The following is a 16,211-nucleotide window of genomic DNA, read 5'->3' on the forward strand; positions in this document are numbered from 1 at the left end:
AATTACCTGATGATCTCCCATGGCCAAGAAGCTTTATATCGAAACCCACGGTTGCCAGATGAACGAGTATGACAGCTCGCGCATGGTCGATCTGCTGGGTGAACATCAAGCCCTGGAGGTCACGGCCCGGGCTGAAGACGCCGATGTGATCCTGCTCAACACCTGCTCAATCCGCGAGCGCGCGCAGGACAGGGTCTACTCCCAGCTTGGCCGCTGGCGTGAACTGAAAGAACAGAACCCTGAGATGGTCATCGCCGTCGGCGGCTGTGTTGCCAGCCAGGAAGGTGAATCGATCCGCAAGCGGGCACCCTACGTCGACGTGGTGTTCGGCCCGCAGACCCTGCACCGACTGCCCGAGATGATCGACGCTGCACGCGCAACCAAGCTGCCGCAGGTCGATATCTCGTTCCCGGAAATCGAAAAGTTCGACCACCTGCCGGAACCCCGTATCGACGGCCCTACCGCCTACGTGTCCGTCATGGAGGGTTGCAGCAAGTACTGCACGTTCTGCGTCGTGCCTTACACCCGCGGCGAAGAAGTCAGCCGTCCATTCGATGACGTGTTGGCCGAGGTCATTCACCTGGCCGAAAACGGCGTGCGTGAAATCACCCTGCTGGGGCAGAACGTCAACGGTTACCGTGGCCTGACCCACGACGGGCGCCTGGCCGACCTGGCCGAATTGATCCGCGTGGTTGCAGCGGTGGACGGTATCGGTCGCATCCGCTACACCACCTCGCACCCCCTGGAATTCTCCGACAGCCTGATCCAGGCGCACGCTGAAGTGCCGCAACTGGTCAAGCACCTGCACCTGCCGGTTCAATCGGGCTCGGACCGCGTATTGGCTGCCATGAAGCGCAACCACACCGTTCTTGAGTACAAGTCCAAGCTGCGCAAACTCAAAGCGGCGGTTCCGGATATCTGCATCAGCTCCGACTTCATTGTCGGCTTCCCTGGCGAAACTGAAAAAGACTTCGAGCAGACCCTGAAACTGGTCACCGATGTCGGCTTCGACTTCTCCTACTCGTTCGTCTATAGCCAGCGCCCGGGCACCCCGGCCGCCGACCTGCCAGACGACACCCCGGAAGAACTCAAGAAGGAACGCCTGCAAACACTGCAGCATCGCCTCGACCATCAAGGCTTTGAAATCAGCCGACGCATGGTCGGGACCGTTCAGCGCATTCTGGTGACGGATTACTCGCGCCGAGACCCCGGACAACTGCAAGGGCGCACCGAAAATAACCGTATCGTCAACTTTCGCTGCGACAATCCGAAATTGATCGGCCAGTTCGTCGACGTGCAGATCGACGATGCGCGACCTCACTCGCTGTTCGGCTCGCTGCTACCGTAAAGGCATGACCGGGTCCTGTACATCGGGCCCGGTCACCCTTGAACGTTTCAGCGCTTTCGCGCGTGAGCCACTGGGGTTATCCTTGAATTCACTCTCATTGCCGTTGGGCGGCTAAAAAACAACCTTGAACGCACCCATAGAACCTCATCGTTTCATCCTCGAGCCCTTTGAGGCTCGCCGCTTCGCCAATCTGTGCGGGCAGTTCGACGAGCATCTGCGCCTCATCGAACAGCGCATGGCCATCGAAATCCGCAACCGCGGCAATCAATTCGAATTGATCGGCGAACCCCAACTCACGTCTTCCGCCGAGCAACTGCTTCGACGCCTGTACCGCGAAACCAAAGCCACCGAGCTTTCGCCGGACATGGTTCACCTGTTCCTTCAGGAGTCGTCGCTGGAAGCCATGGAAAACCCGGCGGCCGCCGAACCGAGCGTGACCCTGCGCACGCGCAAGGGCAATATTCGCCCGCGCGGGCTTAACCAGCAGCGCTACGTCAAGGAAATCCTGGCGAACGACATCAACTTCGGCATTGGCCCGGCAGGTACGGGCAAGACCTACCTGGCTGTGGCTTGTGCCGTCGATGCGCTGGAACGTGAACAGGTGCGCCGCATTCTGCTGGTTCGCCCGGCGGTCGAAGCGGGCGAAAAGCTCGGCTTCCTGCCCGGCGACCTGGCTCAGAAAATCGACCCGTACCTGCGACCGCTGTACGACGCCCTCTATGAAATGCTGGGGTTCGAACACGTCGCCAAGCTGATTGAGCGCCAGGTTATCGAGATCGCGCCACTGGCCTATATGCGCGGCCGCACCCTGAACAACAGCTTCATCATTCTCGACGAAAGCCAGAACACCACCGTCGAGCAGATGAAAATGTTCCTGACCCGCATCGGCTTCGGCTCGACGGCAGTGATTACCGGGGATATCACCCAGGTCGACCTGCCACGCGGCACCAAATCAGGGCTGGCGCACGTCATCGAGGTTCTGGACGGGGTACCCGGCATCAGCTTTACGCACTTCAAGCCCAAAGACGTTGTACGCCATCCGCTGGTGCAACGCATCGTCGAAGCCTACGAGCGATTCGACAGCAAGCAGCAGGACAAGCACGAAGGCAACCGTCACAATGGTTGAACTCGACCTGCAACTGGCTACCGATGCCTTGGCCCCCGATGAAGCCGCCTTCCGTCGCTGGTGTGAGCTCGCCCTGCGCCAGCGCAGCGCCGACTCCGAACTGACCATTCGCCTGGTCGACGAAGCCGAAGGCCGCGAGCTGAACAACACCTATCGGCACAAGGACTACGCCACCAACGTCTTGTCCTTCCCGGCCGATGTACCCGATGACATGCTCGACATTCCGCTGCTCGGCGACCTGGTGATCTGCGTCGCCGTGGTCGAGCGCGAGGCCGCCGAGCAAGGCAAGTCACTCGACGCCCACTGGGCGCATCTGGTCATCCACGGCTGCCTCCACCTGCTGGGCTACGACCACATCGAAGACGATGAGGCCGAAGAAATGGAAGCACTGGAACGAACGTTGCTTGCCGAATTGGGTCACCCTGACCCGTATGCCGACGACGAACACGATTTCCCCGACACCGATACCTGTAAGGATCACGAGTAACCGCCATGAGCGAAGATCGATCGAGCAATGGGCAAAAGTCCTGGCTGGGCAAGCTGACCCAGGCTTTTGCCCATGAGCCGAAAAACCGCCAGGAACTCCTGGAACTGCTGCGCGAAGCCCATCAGAACAAGCTGCTCGACAGCGAAGCACTGACCATCGTCGAAGGCGCAATCCAAGTCGCTGACCTGCAGGTGCGTGACATCATGGTCCCGCGCTCGCAGATGAGCAGCATCAAGGCGACCCAAACACCCCGCGAGTTCCTGCCAGCGGTGATCGACGCTGCGCACTCGCGCTACCCGGTCGTGGGCGAAAGCCACGATGATGTGCTTGGCGTGTTGCTCGCCAAGGACCTGTTGCCGCTGATCCTCAAGGAGAACGGCGACCGTTTCAACATCAAGGACCTGCTGCGCCCGGCCACATTTGTACCCGAATCCAAGCGTCTGAACGTGCTGTTGCGTGAATTCCGCGCCAACCACAACCACATGGCCATCGTCATCGACGAGTATGGCGGCGTCGCTGGCCTGGTGACCATCGAAGATGTGCTCGAACAGATCGTCGGCGACATCGAGGATGAGCATGACGTCGAGGAAGACAGCTACATCAAGCCGTTGCCGAGTGGCGACTTCCTGATCAAGGCCCTGACCCCCATCGAGAACTTCAACGAGTTCTTCGACAGCGAGTTTTCCAACGACGAGTTCGATACCGTCGGTGGCTTGGTGATGAGCGCATTCGGGCACCTGCCCAAGCGTAACGAGACAACCGAAATCGGCCCCTACCGCTTCCGGGTTCTCAACGCCGACAGCCGCCGGATACACTTGCTGCGACTGACCCCCATCACCCGCTAAGGACAACCATGCGTTGGATCACCCGCCCCGGCTGGCCCGGTAACCTGCTGGCCGTGGCGGCCGGCGCCATCACTACCCTGGCACTCGCGCCATTCAACATCTGGCCACTGGCACTGGTAACCCTGGCCTTGTTCTACCTTGGCCTGCGCGACCTTGGTCCGCGTCAGGCACTGGCCCGCGGCTGGTGCTACGGTTTTGGCGTGTTCGGCGCGGGCACCAGCTGGATCTATGTCAGCATCCATACCTACGGCGGCGCCTCAGCGCTGCTGGCAGGCCTGCTGATGCTTGCCTTCATCGCTGCCATTGCCTTGTTCTTCGCCCTGCCTGCCTGGCTCTGGGCGCGCTGGATTCGACGCAATGAAGCACCACTGGCCGATGCCCTGGCGTTCGCCGCCCTCTGGCTGGCCCAGGAAGCCTTCCGTGGTTGGTTCCTGACGGGCTTCCCCTGGCTCTACGCCGGCTACAGCCAGCTTGACGGCCCCTTGGCCGGCCTGGCACCGCTGGGTGGGATGTGGCTGATCTCCTTCAGCCTGGCCCTGAGCGCCGCCTTGCTGTGCAACCTGAATCGCCTGCGTGAGCGCAAGGGCTTCCTGGTCACCGCGCTGGCCGTGCTGCTGGCACCCTGGATCATCGGCATCGCACTCAAAGGCCATACCTGGACCCGCCCGGCGGGTGAGCCACTGAAAGTGGCAGCGATCCAGGGCAATATCGAGCAGTCCTTGAAATGGGATCCGGCCCAGCTCAACGCCCAGTTGGCGCTGTACCGTGACATGACCTTCAGTAGCAAACAGGCCGACTTGATTGTCTGGCCGGAAACCGCAGTACCCGTACTCAAAGAATCTGCCCAAGGCTACCTGGACATGATGGGCAGCTTCGCCAGCGACCGTCGTTCGGCGCTGATTACCGGCGTGCCCGTTCGAGAGGTGACGCACAATCAACGGCGCTACTACAACGGCATTACCGTTACCGGCGAGGGCGACGGCACCTACCTGAAACAGAAACTGGTGCCTTTCGGTGAATACGTGCCACTACAGGATATGCTGCGCGGGTTGATCACCTTCTTCGATCTGCCGATGTCAGACTTCGCTCGTGGCCCCGCAGACCAGACACTACTGCAGGCAAAGGGCTACCAGATTGCGCCTTACATTTGCTACGAAGTGGTGTACCCGGAGTTCGCTGCCAGCCTTGCGGCCCGAAGCGACCTGCTGCTGACCATCAGTAACGACACCTGGTTCGGCACCTCGATCGGCCCGCTGCAACACCTGCAAATGGCACAAATGCGCGCCCTTGAAGCAGGTCGCTGGATGATCCGTGCAACCAACAATGGCGTCACCGGCCTGATCGACCCCTTCGGCCGGATCACCGCGCAAATCCCGCAGTTCGAGCGTGGCATCCTGTACGGAGAAGTGGTTCCCATGCAGAAGCTCACGCCGTACCTGAAATGGCGCTCCTGGCCGCTGGCAATGCTCAGCACGCTATTACTGGGCTGGGCATTGCTGGCCGGTCGGATTGCCAGGACCGTCTAATTAAGCAAGCGATACGCGAGCAGACCAACGGCTTCATTGAGCAGTTGGCTGCTCTGCCAGAGCGATTTGTTTTCCGGCATCCAGCCACCGAACGGGCGCGCGTGATTGCGCCCCAAGTAGCCCACGGGTGCCGGCACTACGCTGAAACCAGCCTGCTCAAAACTCCAGCGTGCACGCTGCATGTGCCACGCCTGGGTTACCAGCACTACCCGCTTGTAGCCTTCCGGCAGCAGTAGCTCGGCGCTCATTTGAGCGTTCTCCCAGGTTGTACGGCTACGCTCTTCCTTCCAGCGCACCGACACACCGAAATCGCGCGCGAGCGAATCCGCCATCAACTGCGCCTCACTGGGCGGCGTGCCGTAATGCAAGCCTCCGCTAATGAGCAAAGGCAAACCGGAGGCCTTGGCTAATTGCGCCGCATAACGCATGCGCTCCAGGGCGAGGGCACTTGGCTGATCCTCAGCGCCCCATGCGGGATCATCACGCTCGCGGCCAGCCCCAAGCACGACGATGGCATCGGCACGCTCTGCGAGGCTCCCCCACTGGCCGTAAGCCAATGTGGGCTCACTCTCCAGCACGCGTGCGGCCTGTTGCACGACGATCGGCAGACTCATCAGCCACAGCCCACCCAAGCCCAACGCGAAGCATAGACAGGCCGTACGAGGCCAGGTGTTACGCAACCACCAGGCCGCGATCAACAGTAGAAACAACGCGCCCGGCGGCATGACTAATTGCTTGATGAAATAACGAAACGGCATCGGCACCTCCATGGATGCGCGAAGCCTAAGAAAATCGGCACCTGACAACAATAGCCAAGTGCCGATCATGAGAAGATTCAATGGCCAGGTCGGATTGCCTGAAAGGCCTGCTCGGTTACTTGAAATGCAACGCTCTGGACTTTGTCATGGTTGCAGAACGCGCCTTGTCTTTAAGCCAGACCACTCTGCCAACAGGTGCTTCAGGCTGCTGAAGCGTATCGATATGTGCGCTGTTGCGCTCTGGACGCGATGCCAGGTAGGCCTTGATCACTTCAAACTCGGCGTGGCTCAACCCACGCAATTCCAATTCGGCAGGCATCTCATCACGCAGCCGAACAGAGGCTCTGGCGACATCCAGTGCCAGCCCCAACCGATCGATCAAACGCTCGTAAAGCTCTGGCTCTAATGCTTGTAGCGGCGACTCACCCATCCGTTCACCTCATTTGAGATAGAAATACCGCCCCCAAAGATGAGCTTAGCGGTACTCACAAAAGCAGCGAGGCGCCACGACCAACGGCCCGCAGCCAGTCTGACGATGCAATCAGGGTTTCCCTCGATAGAGACGGGTCATGTATGCTACTGCGTTCATTATATTGACACCGGATTGCCGGGCGCAGCGGTTCTGCCTGGATAAGGTCTCCCATTTCTCAGCGCAAAGTAGCCATGCACGAACTCTATCAGCCCCGCGAAATCGAAGCCGCCGCCCAGTCGTTCTGGGATGAGCAAAAGTCTTTTGAAGTCAGTGAACAGCCAGGCAAGGACACCTTCTACTGCCTGTCGATGTTCCCGTACCCGAGCGGCAAGCTACACATGGGCCACGTGCGCAACTACACCATAGGCGACGTCATCGCCCGCTATCAGCGCATGCAAGGCAAGAATGTCCTGCAGCCGATGGGGTGGGATGCCTTTGGTATGCCGGCCGAAAACGCCGCGATGAAGAACAACGTCGCCCCGGCCAAGTGGACCTACGAAAACATCGAGTACATGAAGACCCAGCTCAAGAGCCTGGGCCTGGCCTTCGACTGGTCGCGTGAAGTCACCACCTGCAAGCCGGACTACTACCGTTGGGAGCAGTGGCTGTTCACCCGCCTGTTCGAGAAAGGCGTCATCTACCGCAAGAACGGCACCGTCAACTGGGACCCGGCTGACCAGACCGTACTGGCCAACGAGCAGGTCATCGACGGCCGTGGCTGGCGTTCGGGCGCGCTGATCGAGAAGCGCGAAATCCCGATGTACTACTTCAAGATCACCGATTACGCCGACGAGCTGCTGGAAAGCCTCGACGAACTGCCAGGCTGGCCTGAACAGGTCAAGACCATGCAGCGTAACTGGATTGGCAAGTCGCGCGGCATGGAAGTCCAGTTCCCGTTCGACCAGGCCTCGATCGGCCACGCCGGTGCACTGAAAGTCTTCACCACCCGTCCTGATACCCTGATGGGCGCGACCTACGTCGCGGTTGCCGCCGAGCACCCACTGGCGACTCAGGCCGCCCAGGGTAACCCGGCGCTGCAAGCCTTCATCGACGAATGCAAAAGCGGCAGTGTTGCCGAAGCCGACGTTGCCACCCAGGAAAAGAAAGGCATGCCGACGTCGCTGTTCGTCGAGCATCCACTGACCGGCGAAAAACTGCCAGTGTGGGTCGCCAACTACGTGCTGATGCACTACGGCGACGGCGCGGTCATGGCTGTTCCTGCCCATGACGAGCGCGATTTCGAGTTCGCCCGCAAGTACAACCTGCCAGTCAAGGCCGTGGTTCGCACCCGTGCCGGTGACCAGGTGGGTAGCGAGTGGGACGCCGCCTATGGCGAGCACGGCCAACTGATCAATTCGGCTGAATTCGACGGCCTGGACTTCGCCGGTGCGTTCGATGCCATCGAAGCTGCCCTGATCAAGAAAGACCTCGGCAAGTCGCGCACCCAGTTCCGCCTGCGCGACTGGGGCATCAGCCGTCAGCGCTACTGGGGCTGCCCGATTCCGATCATTCACTGCCCATCCTGCGGCGACGTACCGGTGCCAGAAGACCAATTGCCGGTCGTGCTGCCGGAGAACGTGGTGCCGGATGGCGCGGGCTCCCCGCTGGCGCGCATGCCTGAGTTCTACAACTGCAGCTGCCCGAAATGCGGCACTGCAGCCAAGCGTGAAACCGACACCATGGACACCTTCGTCGAGTCGTCCTGGTATTTCGCGCGCTACGCTTCGCCGAACTACGAAGGTGGCATGGTCGACAAACAGGCCGCCAACCACTGGCTGCCCGTTGACCAGTACATTGGTGGCATCGAACACGCGATTCTTCACCTGCTCTATGCGCGCTTCTTCCACAAGCTGATGCGTGACGAAGGCCTGGTCAGCTCCAACGAGCCGTTCAAGAACCTGCTGACCCAGGGCATGGTCGTTGCCGAGACGTACTACCGCACTGCCAGCAACGGCGGTAAAGACTGGTTCAACCCGGCCGACGTTGAAGTCGAACGCGATGCCAAGGCCAAGATCATTGGCGCCCGCTTGAAAACCGACGGCCTGCCCGTCGAGATCGGCGGCACCGAGAAGATGTCCAAGTCGAAGAACAACGGCGTCGACCCACAGGCCATGATCGAAGCCTACGGTGCTGACACCTGCCGCCTGTTCATGATGTTCGCCTCGCCGCCCGACATGAGCCTGGAATGGTCCGACTCCGGCGTAGAAGGCTCGAACCGCTTCCTGCGCCGTGTCTGGCGCCTGGCGCAAAGCCACGTCGCACAAGGGCTGCCAGGTACTCTGGATCTCGCTGCGCTGGACGATGCACAGAAAGCCGTGCGCCGTTCGATCCACTCGGCCATCAAGCAGGCCAGTCAGGATGTGGGCCAGCACCACAAGTTCAACACCGCCATTGCGCAAGTAATGACCTTGATGAACGTTCTGGAAAAGGCACCTCAGGCCACCGCACAAGACCGCGCGCTGATTCAGGAAGGCCTGGAGACCGTGACCCTGTTGCTGGCACCGATCACACCGCACATCAGCCACGAACTGTGGAAGCAGTTGGGCCATCAAGGCGCGGTCATCGACGCGGGCTGGCCAGCAGTGGATGAAAGCGCGCTGGTACAGGACAGCCTGCAACTGGTAATCCAGGTCAACGGTAAACTGCGCGGCCAAATCGAAATGCCGGTTGGCGCCAGCCGTGAAGACGTTGAAGCCGCGGCCCGCAGCAATGAAAACGTGCTGCGTTTCACCGAGGGCCTGACCATCCGCAAGGTCATCGTTGTACCGGGCAAGCTGGTCAATATTGTCGCCAGCTGATGGAATCTGGCGCCCTGCTCATCTCAGGGCGCCTGCACAGAATCGGCTTACAAGGTTTCAAGGGAGCAACAACATGATCAAACGCAACCTGCTGGTGATGGGCCTGGCGGTACTGCTCAGCGCCTGCGGCTTCCAACTGCGTGGCACCGGCACCAACGAGCTGGCACTCAAGGAGCTGGATGTCAGTGCTCGCGACGCCTATGGCGATACCGTGACTCAACTGCGTCAGGTTCTGAAAAGCAGCGGTGTCAACGTGCATGCCGGCGCGCCATACAAGCTGTTCCTGGCCCGTGAAAGCAATACTCAACGCGCCGCCAGCTATGCCGGTTCTGCTCGCTCGGTCGAGTACGAGCTCACGGACACCCTGAACTTCGAGATCCGTGGCCAGAACAATGCCAGCCTCCTTGCCGACAAGCTGGAAGTACAAAAGATCTATGTGCATGACAGCAACAACCTCGCGGGCTCCGACCAGGAAGCCAGCCAGGTTCGCGATGAAATGCGCCGCGAGATGATCCAGAAGATGGTCCTGCGCTTGCAGCTGATCACTCCGGCTCAACTTGAAACCCTGCAAATGGAAGCCGAGGCGCGCGCCAAGGCCGAGGCTGATGCCCTCGAAGCCGCCCGTCGCGCCCAGGACGAAACGCCGCAGCAATCCCCGCTGGAAATCCCAGCCAACTGAGCCTGAACGGGGCACTCAGGTGCCCCGCCCACCGCGATGAAACTCACACCTGCCCAACTCAACAAGCACCTGCAAGGTTCGCTAGCCCCGGTCTACGTGGTCAGCGGCGATGATCCGCTGCTGTGCCAGGAAGCCGCCGACGCCATTCGCGCGGCTGCTCGCCAGCAGGGCTTTGACGAACGCCAGGTGTTCAGCGCAGATGCCAACTTCGACTGGGGTACGCTGCTCCAGGCCGGCGCCAGCTTGTCGCTGTTCGCACAGCGACGCCTGCTGGAACTGCGTTTGCCCTCTGGCAAGCCCGGTGACAAAGGTGCAGCCGCACTGATTGAGTATTGCTCCAACCCGGCCGAAGACACCCTGCTGCTGATCAGCCTGCCGAAACTCGACGGCAGTGCGCAAAAAACCAAATGGGGCAAGGCACTGGTTGACGGTCAGCATGTCCAGTTCATTCAGATCTGGCCGGTGGACAACAATCAACTACCGCAATGGATCAGCCAGCGCCTGTCCCAGGCTGGCCTCGCGGCCCAACGCGATGCGGTGGAGCTGATTGCAGCGCGCGTGGAAGGCAACCTGCTGGCAGCCGCCCAGGAAATTGAAAAGCTCAAGTTGCTGGCCGATGGCAATCAGGTCACCGTCGAGACGGTACAGGCCGCAGTGGCCGACAGTGCCCGGTTCGATGTCTTTGGCCTGGTCGACGCCATTCTCAACGGCGAAGCCGCCCATGCCCTGCGTATGCTTGAAGGCTTGCGTGGCGAAGGTGTTGAACCACCGGTAATTCTCTGGGCTCTGGCCCGCGAGCTACGCCTGCTGGCTGGCCTGTCCCAGCAATTCAGCCAAGGCGTGCCTCTGGACAAGGCATTTAGCCAGGCCAAGCCGCCGGTCTGGGATAAACGCAGGCCACTGATGAGCAAAGCCTTGCAACGTCACTCCGCGCAACGCTGGAGCCAGTTGCTGCAGGATGCGCAACGTATCGATGCCCAGATCAAGGGGCAGGCGCAAGGATCACCCTGGACCAGCCTGGCACGCCTGTCGCTGCTGATGGCCGGTCAGCGCCTGGCATTACCCGCTGAGTAATAGGCGGCGAACCCCGTATCGAGCACCCTGCCAGCGATACTCAACACCGCGTGCCAACTGATACCGCAACCAGCAGATCACCGGTAATCCGCGCATATTGCCCACATGAATACAAGGGCCTATAGTGCGCGCCAACACCCCCCACATCACAGGATCGCCTGCCATGAGCAAGAAACCGGTCAAACCCGGCCCCAACAAAGCCAAGTCCATCATCGCCCAGCCCCTGTTCCGTAGTCGCCAGGAACGCTCAGGCAAGGGCAAAGGCAGCTACCGCCGCGAAGCCTTCCAATCGAGAGATTGGGAGGCTTCTTACTTTTGGGCCGCATGAAGGCAGGAATCCGGCAAGCATGGTATGGTCAACACCTGACTTGAATTACTGGACCTGTGCATGCCTTTTTGCCTTTCCCGCCGTTGGCAACCCCGCCAACTGATCGCTGCCTCCAGCCTCATCCTGCTTGTCGCCTGCGCGGAAAAACCGACCGCCGCCGATGCGCTGCCGCTAGCACCGACACAACCTGCTCCTGTTGCAACCCAGCCAACTGCCGTCACCGATCCGATCGACGATGTGCAACCGCTGCAGACCTTCGCCCAATGGCAAGCCAGCTTCCGCCAGCAAGCCCTGCAGGCCGGTATCAATCCGGCAACCTTTGACCGCGCCTTTTTTGATATCACCCCTGACATGAGTGTGATCAAGGCCGACCGCAGCCAACCCGAATTCACCCGCCCCGTCTGGGAGTACCTCGACGGCGCCGTTTCACCTGTACGTGTTCGCAAGGGCCAGGCACTGCTCAACCAGAATGCCGAGTTGCTGACACGCATCGAGCAACGCTATGGCGTCGACCGCACCGCACTGGTGTCCGTCTGGGGCATGGAAAGTAACTTCGGCCAGTTCCAAGGCAGCAAATCGGTGATCCGCTCGCTCGCCACCCTGGCCTACGAAGGCCGTCGCCCGGCCTTTGCACAGGCCCAACTGCTCGCGGCCCTGCAGATCCTGCAGAACGGCGATATCCAGCCTGAGGCCATGCTGGGGTCATGGGCCGGCGCCATGGGCCAGACCCAGTTCATCCCGACGACCTACAACACCCACGCCGTTGACTTCGACGGTGATGGTCGCCGTGACATCTGGAACAGTACTGCCGATGCCCTGGCCTCAACCGCCCATTACCTGCAGAGCTCAGGCTGGAAACGGGGTGAACCCTGGGGTTTTGAAGTCGCTCTGAAACCTGGCTTCGACTACTGGCTAGCAGACGGTTCTCAGCGCAAGACCGTCGCTGAATGGCTGAAACTGGGCCTGCAACTCCCGCCAGGGGTGCAGGTACCCGCAGGTAGCGAACAACTGTCTGCAGCCCTGCTGCTGCCCGCCGGCGCTCGCGGCCCGGCATTCCTGGTACTGGACAACTTCCGGGCCATCCTCAAGTACAACAACTCGTCATCATATGCCCTGGCCGTCAGCATGCTGGCCGAGCGATTCGACGGCTCTGGCTTTATCCGCGGCGACTGGCCAAAAGATGATCTGCCGCTGAGCCGCAGTGAGCGCATGGAACTGCAGAACCTGCTCAGTGCCCGTAACTACGACGCAGGCAGTGCCGATGGCATCATCGGGGCCAATACCCGCAAGGCCATCCGTAGCGCACAGCAAGCGCTGGGCTGGCCGGCAGATGGCTATCCGACCCATAAGCTGCTGGACAGCCTGCGCAACCAGCAAGCACGCTAGAGCGCCCGACAGGGAGGTTCAGACTGCCAGCGGCAGACCTTCCTGTAGCCTGTAGCGCAAACAAAAATGCCGACACCCTCGTGAAGACGGGTGTCGGCATTTTTATTCATGTCGGATCAGAGCTTGATCTTGGCCTCATGGGCCTGCTGATCGGCATGATAGGACGAACGCACCAACGGGCCGGACGCAACGTTCTTGAAGCCCATGCGATACCCTTCCTCAGCGAACCAGGCAAAGGTATCCGGGTGAACAAAGCGCTGTACCGGCAGGTGGCTGCGCGACGGCTGCAGGTACTGGCCGAGGGTCAGCATGTCGATGTCGTGCTCACGCATGCGCTGCATGACTTCGATGACTTCCTCGTCGGTCTCGCCCAGGCCCAGCATCAGGCCGGACTTGGTCGGAACATGCGGTACCAGTTGCTTGAACTTTTGCAGCAGGTCCAGCGACCACTCGAAATCAGACCCCGGACGCGCAGCCTTGTAGAGGCGCGGTACGGTTTCCAGGTTGTGGTTGAACACATCTGGCGGCTCTTGCGCGGTGATGGCCAAGGCCACGTCCATACGACCACGGTAGTCTGGAACCAGCGTCTCCAGCTGCACGCCCGGGGACAGTGCGCGGATCTCGCGAAGGCAGTCGGCGAAGTGCTGAGCGCCACCGTCACGCAGGTCGTCACGGTCCACCGAAGTGATGACCACGTACTTCAAGCGCAAGTCGGCGATGGCAACCGCCAGGTTCTTCGGCTCATCGACGTCCAACGGTTTGGGTCGGCCATGACCAACGTCGCAGAATGGGCAACGGCGGGTACAGATATCACCCATGATCATGAAGGTGGCGGTGCCGCCAGAGAAGCACTCACCCAGGTTCGGGCAGGAGGCCTCTTCACACACGCTGTGCAGCTTGTGCTTGCGCAGCAGTTGCTTGATACGGTCGACTTCCGGCGAAACCGGGATGCGCACGCGAATCCAGTCAGGTTTCTTCGGCAGCTCTTCGGTAGGAATGATCTTTACCGGAATGCGCGCAACCTTTTCGGCGCCACGCAGTTTTACACCGGCTTCAACTTTTGCCCGGGGGGCCGACGTGGCCGACGCATCCACCGCAGCGGTCACGTTCGGCGCGCTGCTCTCCAGCGGTTCTTGCACAACAGTAGTCATAATCAGTCGATTCCGCCCGTAAGGGTCGTCTGCTCAGCATAGTCGAGGTGCTTGACCAGCTGCGCACGCAGCCTTGCCCTTACCTCGGAGAGTTCGATCGGGCCTGTTTGGTCGCGCAGCTGGGTCATTGCCAGCCCCGCATACCCACAGGGATTAATACGACGGAATGGCGCAAGGTCCATATCCACGTTCAAGGCAAGCCCATGGAAGGAGCAGCCATTACGAATTCGCAAGCCAAGGGAGGCGATTTTCGCTCCATCGACATAGACACCCGGAGCGTCAGGCTTGGCAGCGGCTTCAATGCCATAACCGGCCAGCAGATCGATCAGGCAGCGCTCGATACGGCTGACCAGATCCCGCACGCCAAAACCAAGCCGGCGTACATCCAACAGCAGATACGCGACCAACTGACCTGGGCCATGGTAGGTGACCTGGCCTCCGCGATCGACCTGCACCACCGGAATATTGCCCGGCAGCAGCACGTGCTCAGCCTTGCCAGCCTGCCCCTGAGTGAACACCGGCGGGTGTTCAACCAACCAGACTTCATCGCCCGTCTGAGGCCCACGCGTATCGGTAAAACGACGCATGGCCTCCCAGACAGGTTCATAAGGCAACAGGCCTAGTTCGCGAAAGCCCAGGCTTCCCGGCATCAAAGCACCATATGCACGATGCCAGTAGCACGCAGGGCGCTATTGATATCTCGCAATTGATCTTCACCGGTCGCTTCGATGTGCAGTTGCACCGTGGTGTACTTGCCATTGCTGCTCTGGCGCTCGGCCAGTGTCTGCAGGTCGATCTTGGCATATTTGCTCAGGATCTCGATCACCGTGTCCTTGAAATTGACCACGGTATCGCCGATGACCTTGATCGGGTAATCAAGGCAGGGAAACTCAATAGTGTGCGACTTGACGTCAGGTACGCTCATGGCAGTAACGGCCTCGTAAGCCGTGGCAACAACAACGCCCTCACCAACCTGTGGCGAGGGCGTGCAGGTCACGATATCAGTTGAACAACCCGTAGAAGAATAGCCGAATGCTATCCCACACACGACGGAAGAAACCACCCTCCTCCACGCCGTCCAAGGCGATCAGGTCGGCGCTGTGCACCACATTATCATCCAGTTTGACTTCCACTTTACCAATCACGTCACCTTTGGCGATAGGCGCGGTCAGTTGTGGGTTCATGGTCATGCTGGCAGCCAGCTTCTTCAATTGGCCTTTAGGCAAAGTCATGCTCAGGTCTTCGGCCAAACCGGCCTTGACCTGACTGGTGGCACCCTTCCAAACCGGCGCCTGGGCCAACTCGGTTCCCTTCTGGTAGAAGGTCTGGGTTTCGAAGAAACGGAAGCCATAGGTCAGCAGCTTTTGCGTTTCGGCGGCACGCGCCTGCTCGCTGTTCGTACCGAAGACCACGGCGATCAGGCGCATGCCGTCACGCACAGCCGAAGACACCATGCAGTAGCCGGCTTCGTCGGTATGGCCGGTTTTCAGGCCATCGACGGTCTTGTCACGCCACAGCAGCAGGTTGCGGTTAGGCTGCTTGATGTTGTTCCAGAAGAACTCTTTCTGCGAGTAAATCGCATAGTGAGCAGGGTCTTCATGGATGATCGCACGAGCCAGCAGGGCCATGTCGTGCGCCGACGAGTAATGCTCAGGGTTCGGCAAGCCGGTCGGGTTCATGAAGTGGCTGTTGCTCATGCCCAGATCGCCAGCCGTCTTGTTCATCATGTCGGCGAACGCATCTTCGCTACCCGCGATGTGCTCGGCCAGCGCAACGCTGGCGTCGTTACCCGACTGGATGATGATGCCGTGCAGCAGGTCGCTGACGCTAACCTGCGTACCCACCTTGATGAACATCCGCGAACCGCCGGTACGCCAGGCGTTTTCGCTGACAGTCACAGGATCGTTCTCGCCGATCTGCCCGCGACGGATATCCAGGGTCGCGATGTAGGCGGTCATCAGCTTGGTCAGGCTGGCCGGTGGCAGACGCTCGTCGCCATTGTTCTCAACCAGGATGTTGCCGCTGGAGGCTTCCATGAGCACGTAGGACTTGGCTGCCAGTTGCGGCGGCGACGGCATCATCTGCTCTGCCGCGAACGCGGCAGGGGTGATCATCAGCGGGACAAGCAGGCAAAGGCGTTTGGCAAAGGTGGTGATGTTCATCCGTCTCTCGAAATGGCTAATGGGCTCATGCCCGCAAGGGCAAAACGTTTCCAGGCGCGTGGCCTGATGAG

The 16,211-nt window shown here is 60.4% G+C and carries 16 protein-coding genes; 10 read left to right on the forward strand and 6 right to left on the reverse strand.

Annotated features, from left to right (window positions below):
* Nucleotides 1-19: 19 nt before the first annotated feature.
* From miaB to lnt, 5 genes are all read left to right on the forward strand, one after another.
* Nucleotides 20-1,348 carry a tRNA (N6-isopentenyl adenosine(37)-C2)-methylthiotransferase MiaB gene (gene miaB / locus IE038_RS07180; protein ID WP_189395392.1) on the forward strand — a complete coding sequence of 443 codons (1,329 nt, stop codon included), beginning with the start codon at nt 20-22 and terminating at the stop codon, nt 1,346-1,348.
* Nucleotides 1,349-1,472: 124 nt separating this feature from the next.
* Nucleotides 1,473-2,474 carry a PhoH family protein gene (locus tag IE038_RS07185; protein ID WP_189395393.1) on the forward strand — a complete coding sequence of 334 codons (1,002 nt, stop codon included), beginning with the start codon at nt 1,473-1,475 and terminating at the stop codon, nt 2,472-2,474.
* Nucleotides 2,467-2,961, forward strand: coding sequence for an rRNA maturation RNase YbeY (gene ybeY / locus IE038_RS07190; RefSeq protein WP_163936444.1), 495 nt, complete (start codon nt 2,467-2,469; stop codon nt 2,959-2,961). Before IE038_RS07185 ends, ybeY begins: the two co-directional genes overlap by 8 nt.
* Before the next feature lie 5 nt (nt 2,962-2,966).
* Nucleotides 2,967-3,806 (forward strand): CorC family transporter, encoded by an 840-nt coding sequence (locus IE038_RS07195; protein ID WP_163936440.1) that lies wholly within the window; start codon nt 2,967-2,969, stop codon nt 3,804-3,806.
* An 8-nt stretch (nt 3,807-3,814) separates the two neighbouring features.
* Nucleotides 3,815-5,332 carry an apolipoprotein N-acyltransferase gene (lnt, locus tag IE038_RS07200; protein ID WP_163936437.1) on the forward strand — a complete coding sequence of 506 codons (1,518 nt, stop codon included), beginning with the start codon at nt 3,815-3,817 and terminating at the stop codon, nt 5,330-5,332.
* On the opposite strand, the gene IE038_RS07205 is transcribed toward lnt, so the two are convergent.
* Both IE038_RS07205 and IE038_RS07210 read right to left on the reverse strand, forming a co-directional pair.
* Nucleotides 5,329-6,090: a YdcF family protein gene (locus IE038_RS07205; protein ID WP_163936434.1), complete on the reverse strand. Its 762-nt coding sequence runs from the start codon at nt 6,088-6,090 to the stop codon at nt 5,329-5,331. The two genes, lnt and IE038_RS07205, sit on opposite strands and share 4 nt — an antisense overlap.
* 115 nt (nt 6,091-6,205) lie before the next feature.
* The gene (locus IE038_RS07210) at nt 6,206-6,520 is read right to left on the reverse strand and encodes a hypothetical protein (RefSeq protein ID WP_163936431.1); all 315 of its coding nucleotides are present in this window, start codon (nt 6,518-6,520) and stop codon (nt 6,206-6,208) included.
* Nucleotides 6,521-6,753: 233 nt separating this feature from the next.
* On the opposite strand from IE038_RS07210, the gene leuS reads away from it, so the two are divergent.
* The 5 genes from leuS to IE038_RS07235 all read left to right on the forward strand — a co-directional run bounded on the left by leuS (nt 6,754) and on the right by IE038_RS07235 (nt 12,827).
* Nucleotides 6,754-9,360: a leucine--tRNA ligase gene (gene leuS, locus IE038_RS07215; RefSeq protein ID WP_163936428.1), complete on the forward strand. Its 2,607-nt coding sequence runs from the start codon at nt 6,754-6,756 to the stop codon at nt 9,358-9,360.
* A 73-nt stretch (nt 9,361-9,433) separates the two neighbouring features.
* The gene (locus IE038_RS07220) at nt 9,434-10,039 is read left to right on the forward strand and encodes an LPS-assembly lipoprotein LptE (RefSeq protein ID WP_163936425.1); all 606 of its coding nucleotides are present in this window, start codon (nt 9,434-9,436) and stop codon (nt 10,037-10,039) included.
* A gap of 36 nt (nt 10,040-10,075) precedes the next feature.
* Nucleotides 10,076-11,113, forward strand: coding sequence for a DNA polymerase III subunit delta (gene holA / locus IE038_RS07225; RefSeq protein WP_163936422.1), 1,038 nt, complete (start codon nt 10,076-10,078; stop codon nt 11,111-11,113).
* A gap of 163 nt (nt 11,114-11,276) precedes the next feature.
* The gene (gene arfA, locus IE038_RS07230) at nt 11,277-11,441 is read left to right on the forward strand and encodes an alternative ribosome rescue factor ArfA (protein WP_163936418.1); all 165 of its coding nucleotides are present in this window, start codon (nt 11,277-11,279) and stop codon (nt 11,439-11,441) included.
* A 60-nt stretch (nt 11,442-11,501) separates the two neighbouring features.
* Nucleotides 11,502-12,827 (forward strand): lytic murein transglycosylase, encoded by a 1,326-nt coding sequence (locus tag IE038_RS07235; protein ID WP_163936415.1) that lies wholly within the window; start codon nt 11,502-11,504, stop codon nt 12,825-12,827.
* 116 nt (nt 12,828-12,943) lie between these two features.
* Here the strand turns inward: IE038_RS07235 and lipA are convergent, their stop codons facing one another.
* From lipA to IE038_RS07255, 4 genes are all read right to left on the reverse strand, one after another.
* On the reverse strand, nt 12,944-13,978 hold the full coding sequence (gene lipA, locus IE038_RS07240; RefSeq protein WP_229775639.1) for a lipoyl synthase: 1,035 nt from the start codon (nt 13,976-13,978) through the stop codon (nt 12,944-12,946).
* 2 nt (nt 13,979-13,980) lie between these two features.
* Complete coding sequence (gene lipB / locus IE038_RS07245) at nt 13,981-14,628, reverse strand: lipoyl(octanoyl) transferase LipB (RefSeq protein WP_163936412.1); 648 nt, start codon at nt 14,626-14,628, stop codon at nt 13,981-13,983.
* The gene (locus tag IE038_RS07250) at nt 14,628-14,903 is read right to left on the reverse strand and encodes a DUF493 domain-containing protein (protein ID WP_065760356.1); all 276 of its coding nucleotides are present in this window, start codon (nt 14,901-14,903) and stop codon (nt 14,628-14,630) included. Before IE038_RS07250 ends, lipB begins: the two co-directional genes overlap by 1 nt.
* 76 nt (nt 14,904-14,979) lie before the next feature.
* Complete coding sequence (locus IE038_RS07255) at nt 14,980-16,140, reverse strand: D-alanyl-D-alanine carboxypeptidase family protein (RefSeq protein WP_065760355.1); 1,161 nt, start codon at nt 16,138-16,140, stop codon at nt 14,980-14,982.
* Nucleotides 16,141-16,211: the final 71 nt, after the last annotated feature.

Source organism: Pseudomonas laurentiana, from assembly GCF_014648275.1.
In the GTDB taxonomy this organism is placed as follows: Bacteria; Pseudomonadota; Gammaproteobacteria; order Pseudomonadales; family Pseudomonadaceae; genus Aquipseudomonas; species Aquipseudomonas laurentiana.

Excerpts from the sequence above, each read along its gene's own strand:
- IE038_RS07220 (WP_163936425.1), top strand. The coding sequence starts at position 9,434 with ATGATCAAACGCAACCTGCTGGTGATGGGCCTGGCGGTACTGCTCAGC.
- IE038_RS07235 (WP_163936415.1), top strand. The coding sequence starts at position 11,502 with ATGCCTTTTTGCCTTTCCCGCCGTTGGCAACCCCGCCAACTGATCGCT.
- lipA (WP_229775639.1), bottom strand. The coding sequence starts at position 13,978 with ATGACTACTGTTGTGCAAGAACCGCTGGAGAGCAGCGCGCCGAACGTG.
- lnt (WP_163936437.1), top strand. The coding sequence starts at position 3,815 with ATGCGTTGGATCACCCGCCCCGGCTGGCCCGGTAACCTGCTGGCCGTG.
- IE038_RS07210 (WP_163936431.1), bottom strand. The coding sequence starts at position 6,520 with ATGGGTGAGTCGCCGCTACAAGCATTAGAGCCAGAGCTTTACGAGCGT.
- IE038_RS07205 (WP_163936434.1), bottom strand. The coding sequence starts at position 6,090 with ATGCCGTTTCGTTATTTCATCAAGCAATTAGTCATGCCGCCGGGCGCG.
- IE038_RS07250 (WP_065760356.1), bottom strand. The coding sequence starts at position 14,903 with ATGAGCGTACCTGACGTCAAGTCGCACACTATTGAGTTTCCCTGCCTT.
- lipB (WP_163936412.1), bottom strand. The coding sequence starts at position 14,628 with ATGCCGGGAAGCCTGGGCTTTCGCGAACTAGGCCTGTTGCCTTATGAA.
- miaB (WP_189395392.1), top strand. The coding sequence starts at position 20 with ATGGCCAAGAAGCTTTATATCGAAACCCACGGTTGCCAGATGAACGAG.
- holA (WP_163936422.1), top strand. The coding sequence starts at position 10,076 with ATGAAACTCACACCTGCCCAACTCAACAAGCACCTGCAAGGTTCGCTA.
- ybeY (WP_163936444.1), top strand. The coding sequence starts at position 2,467 with ATGGTTGAACTCGACCTGCAACTGGCTACCGATGCCTTGGCCCCCGAT.
- leuS (WP_163936428.1), top strand. The coding sequence starts at position 6,754 with ATGCACGAACTCTATCAGCCCCGCGAAATCGAAGCCGCCGCCCAGTCG.
- arfA (WP_163936418.1), top strand. The coding sequence starts at position 11,277 with ATGAGCAAGAAACCGGTCAAACCCGGCCCCAACAAAGCCAAGTCCATC.
- IE038_RS07255 (WP_065760355.1), bottom strand. The coding sequence starts at position 16,140 with ATGAACATCACCACCTTTGCCAAACGCCTTTGCCTGCTTGTCCCGCTG.
- IE038_RS07195 (WP_163936440.1), top strand. The coding sequence starts at position 2,967 with ATGAGCGAAGATCGATCGAGCAATGGGCAAAAGTCCTGGCTGGGCAAG.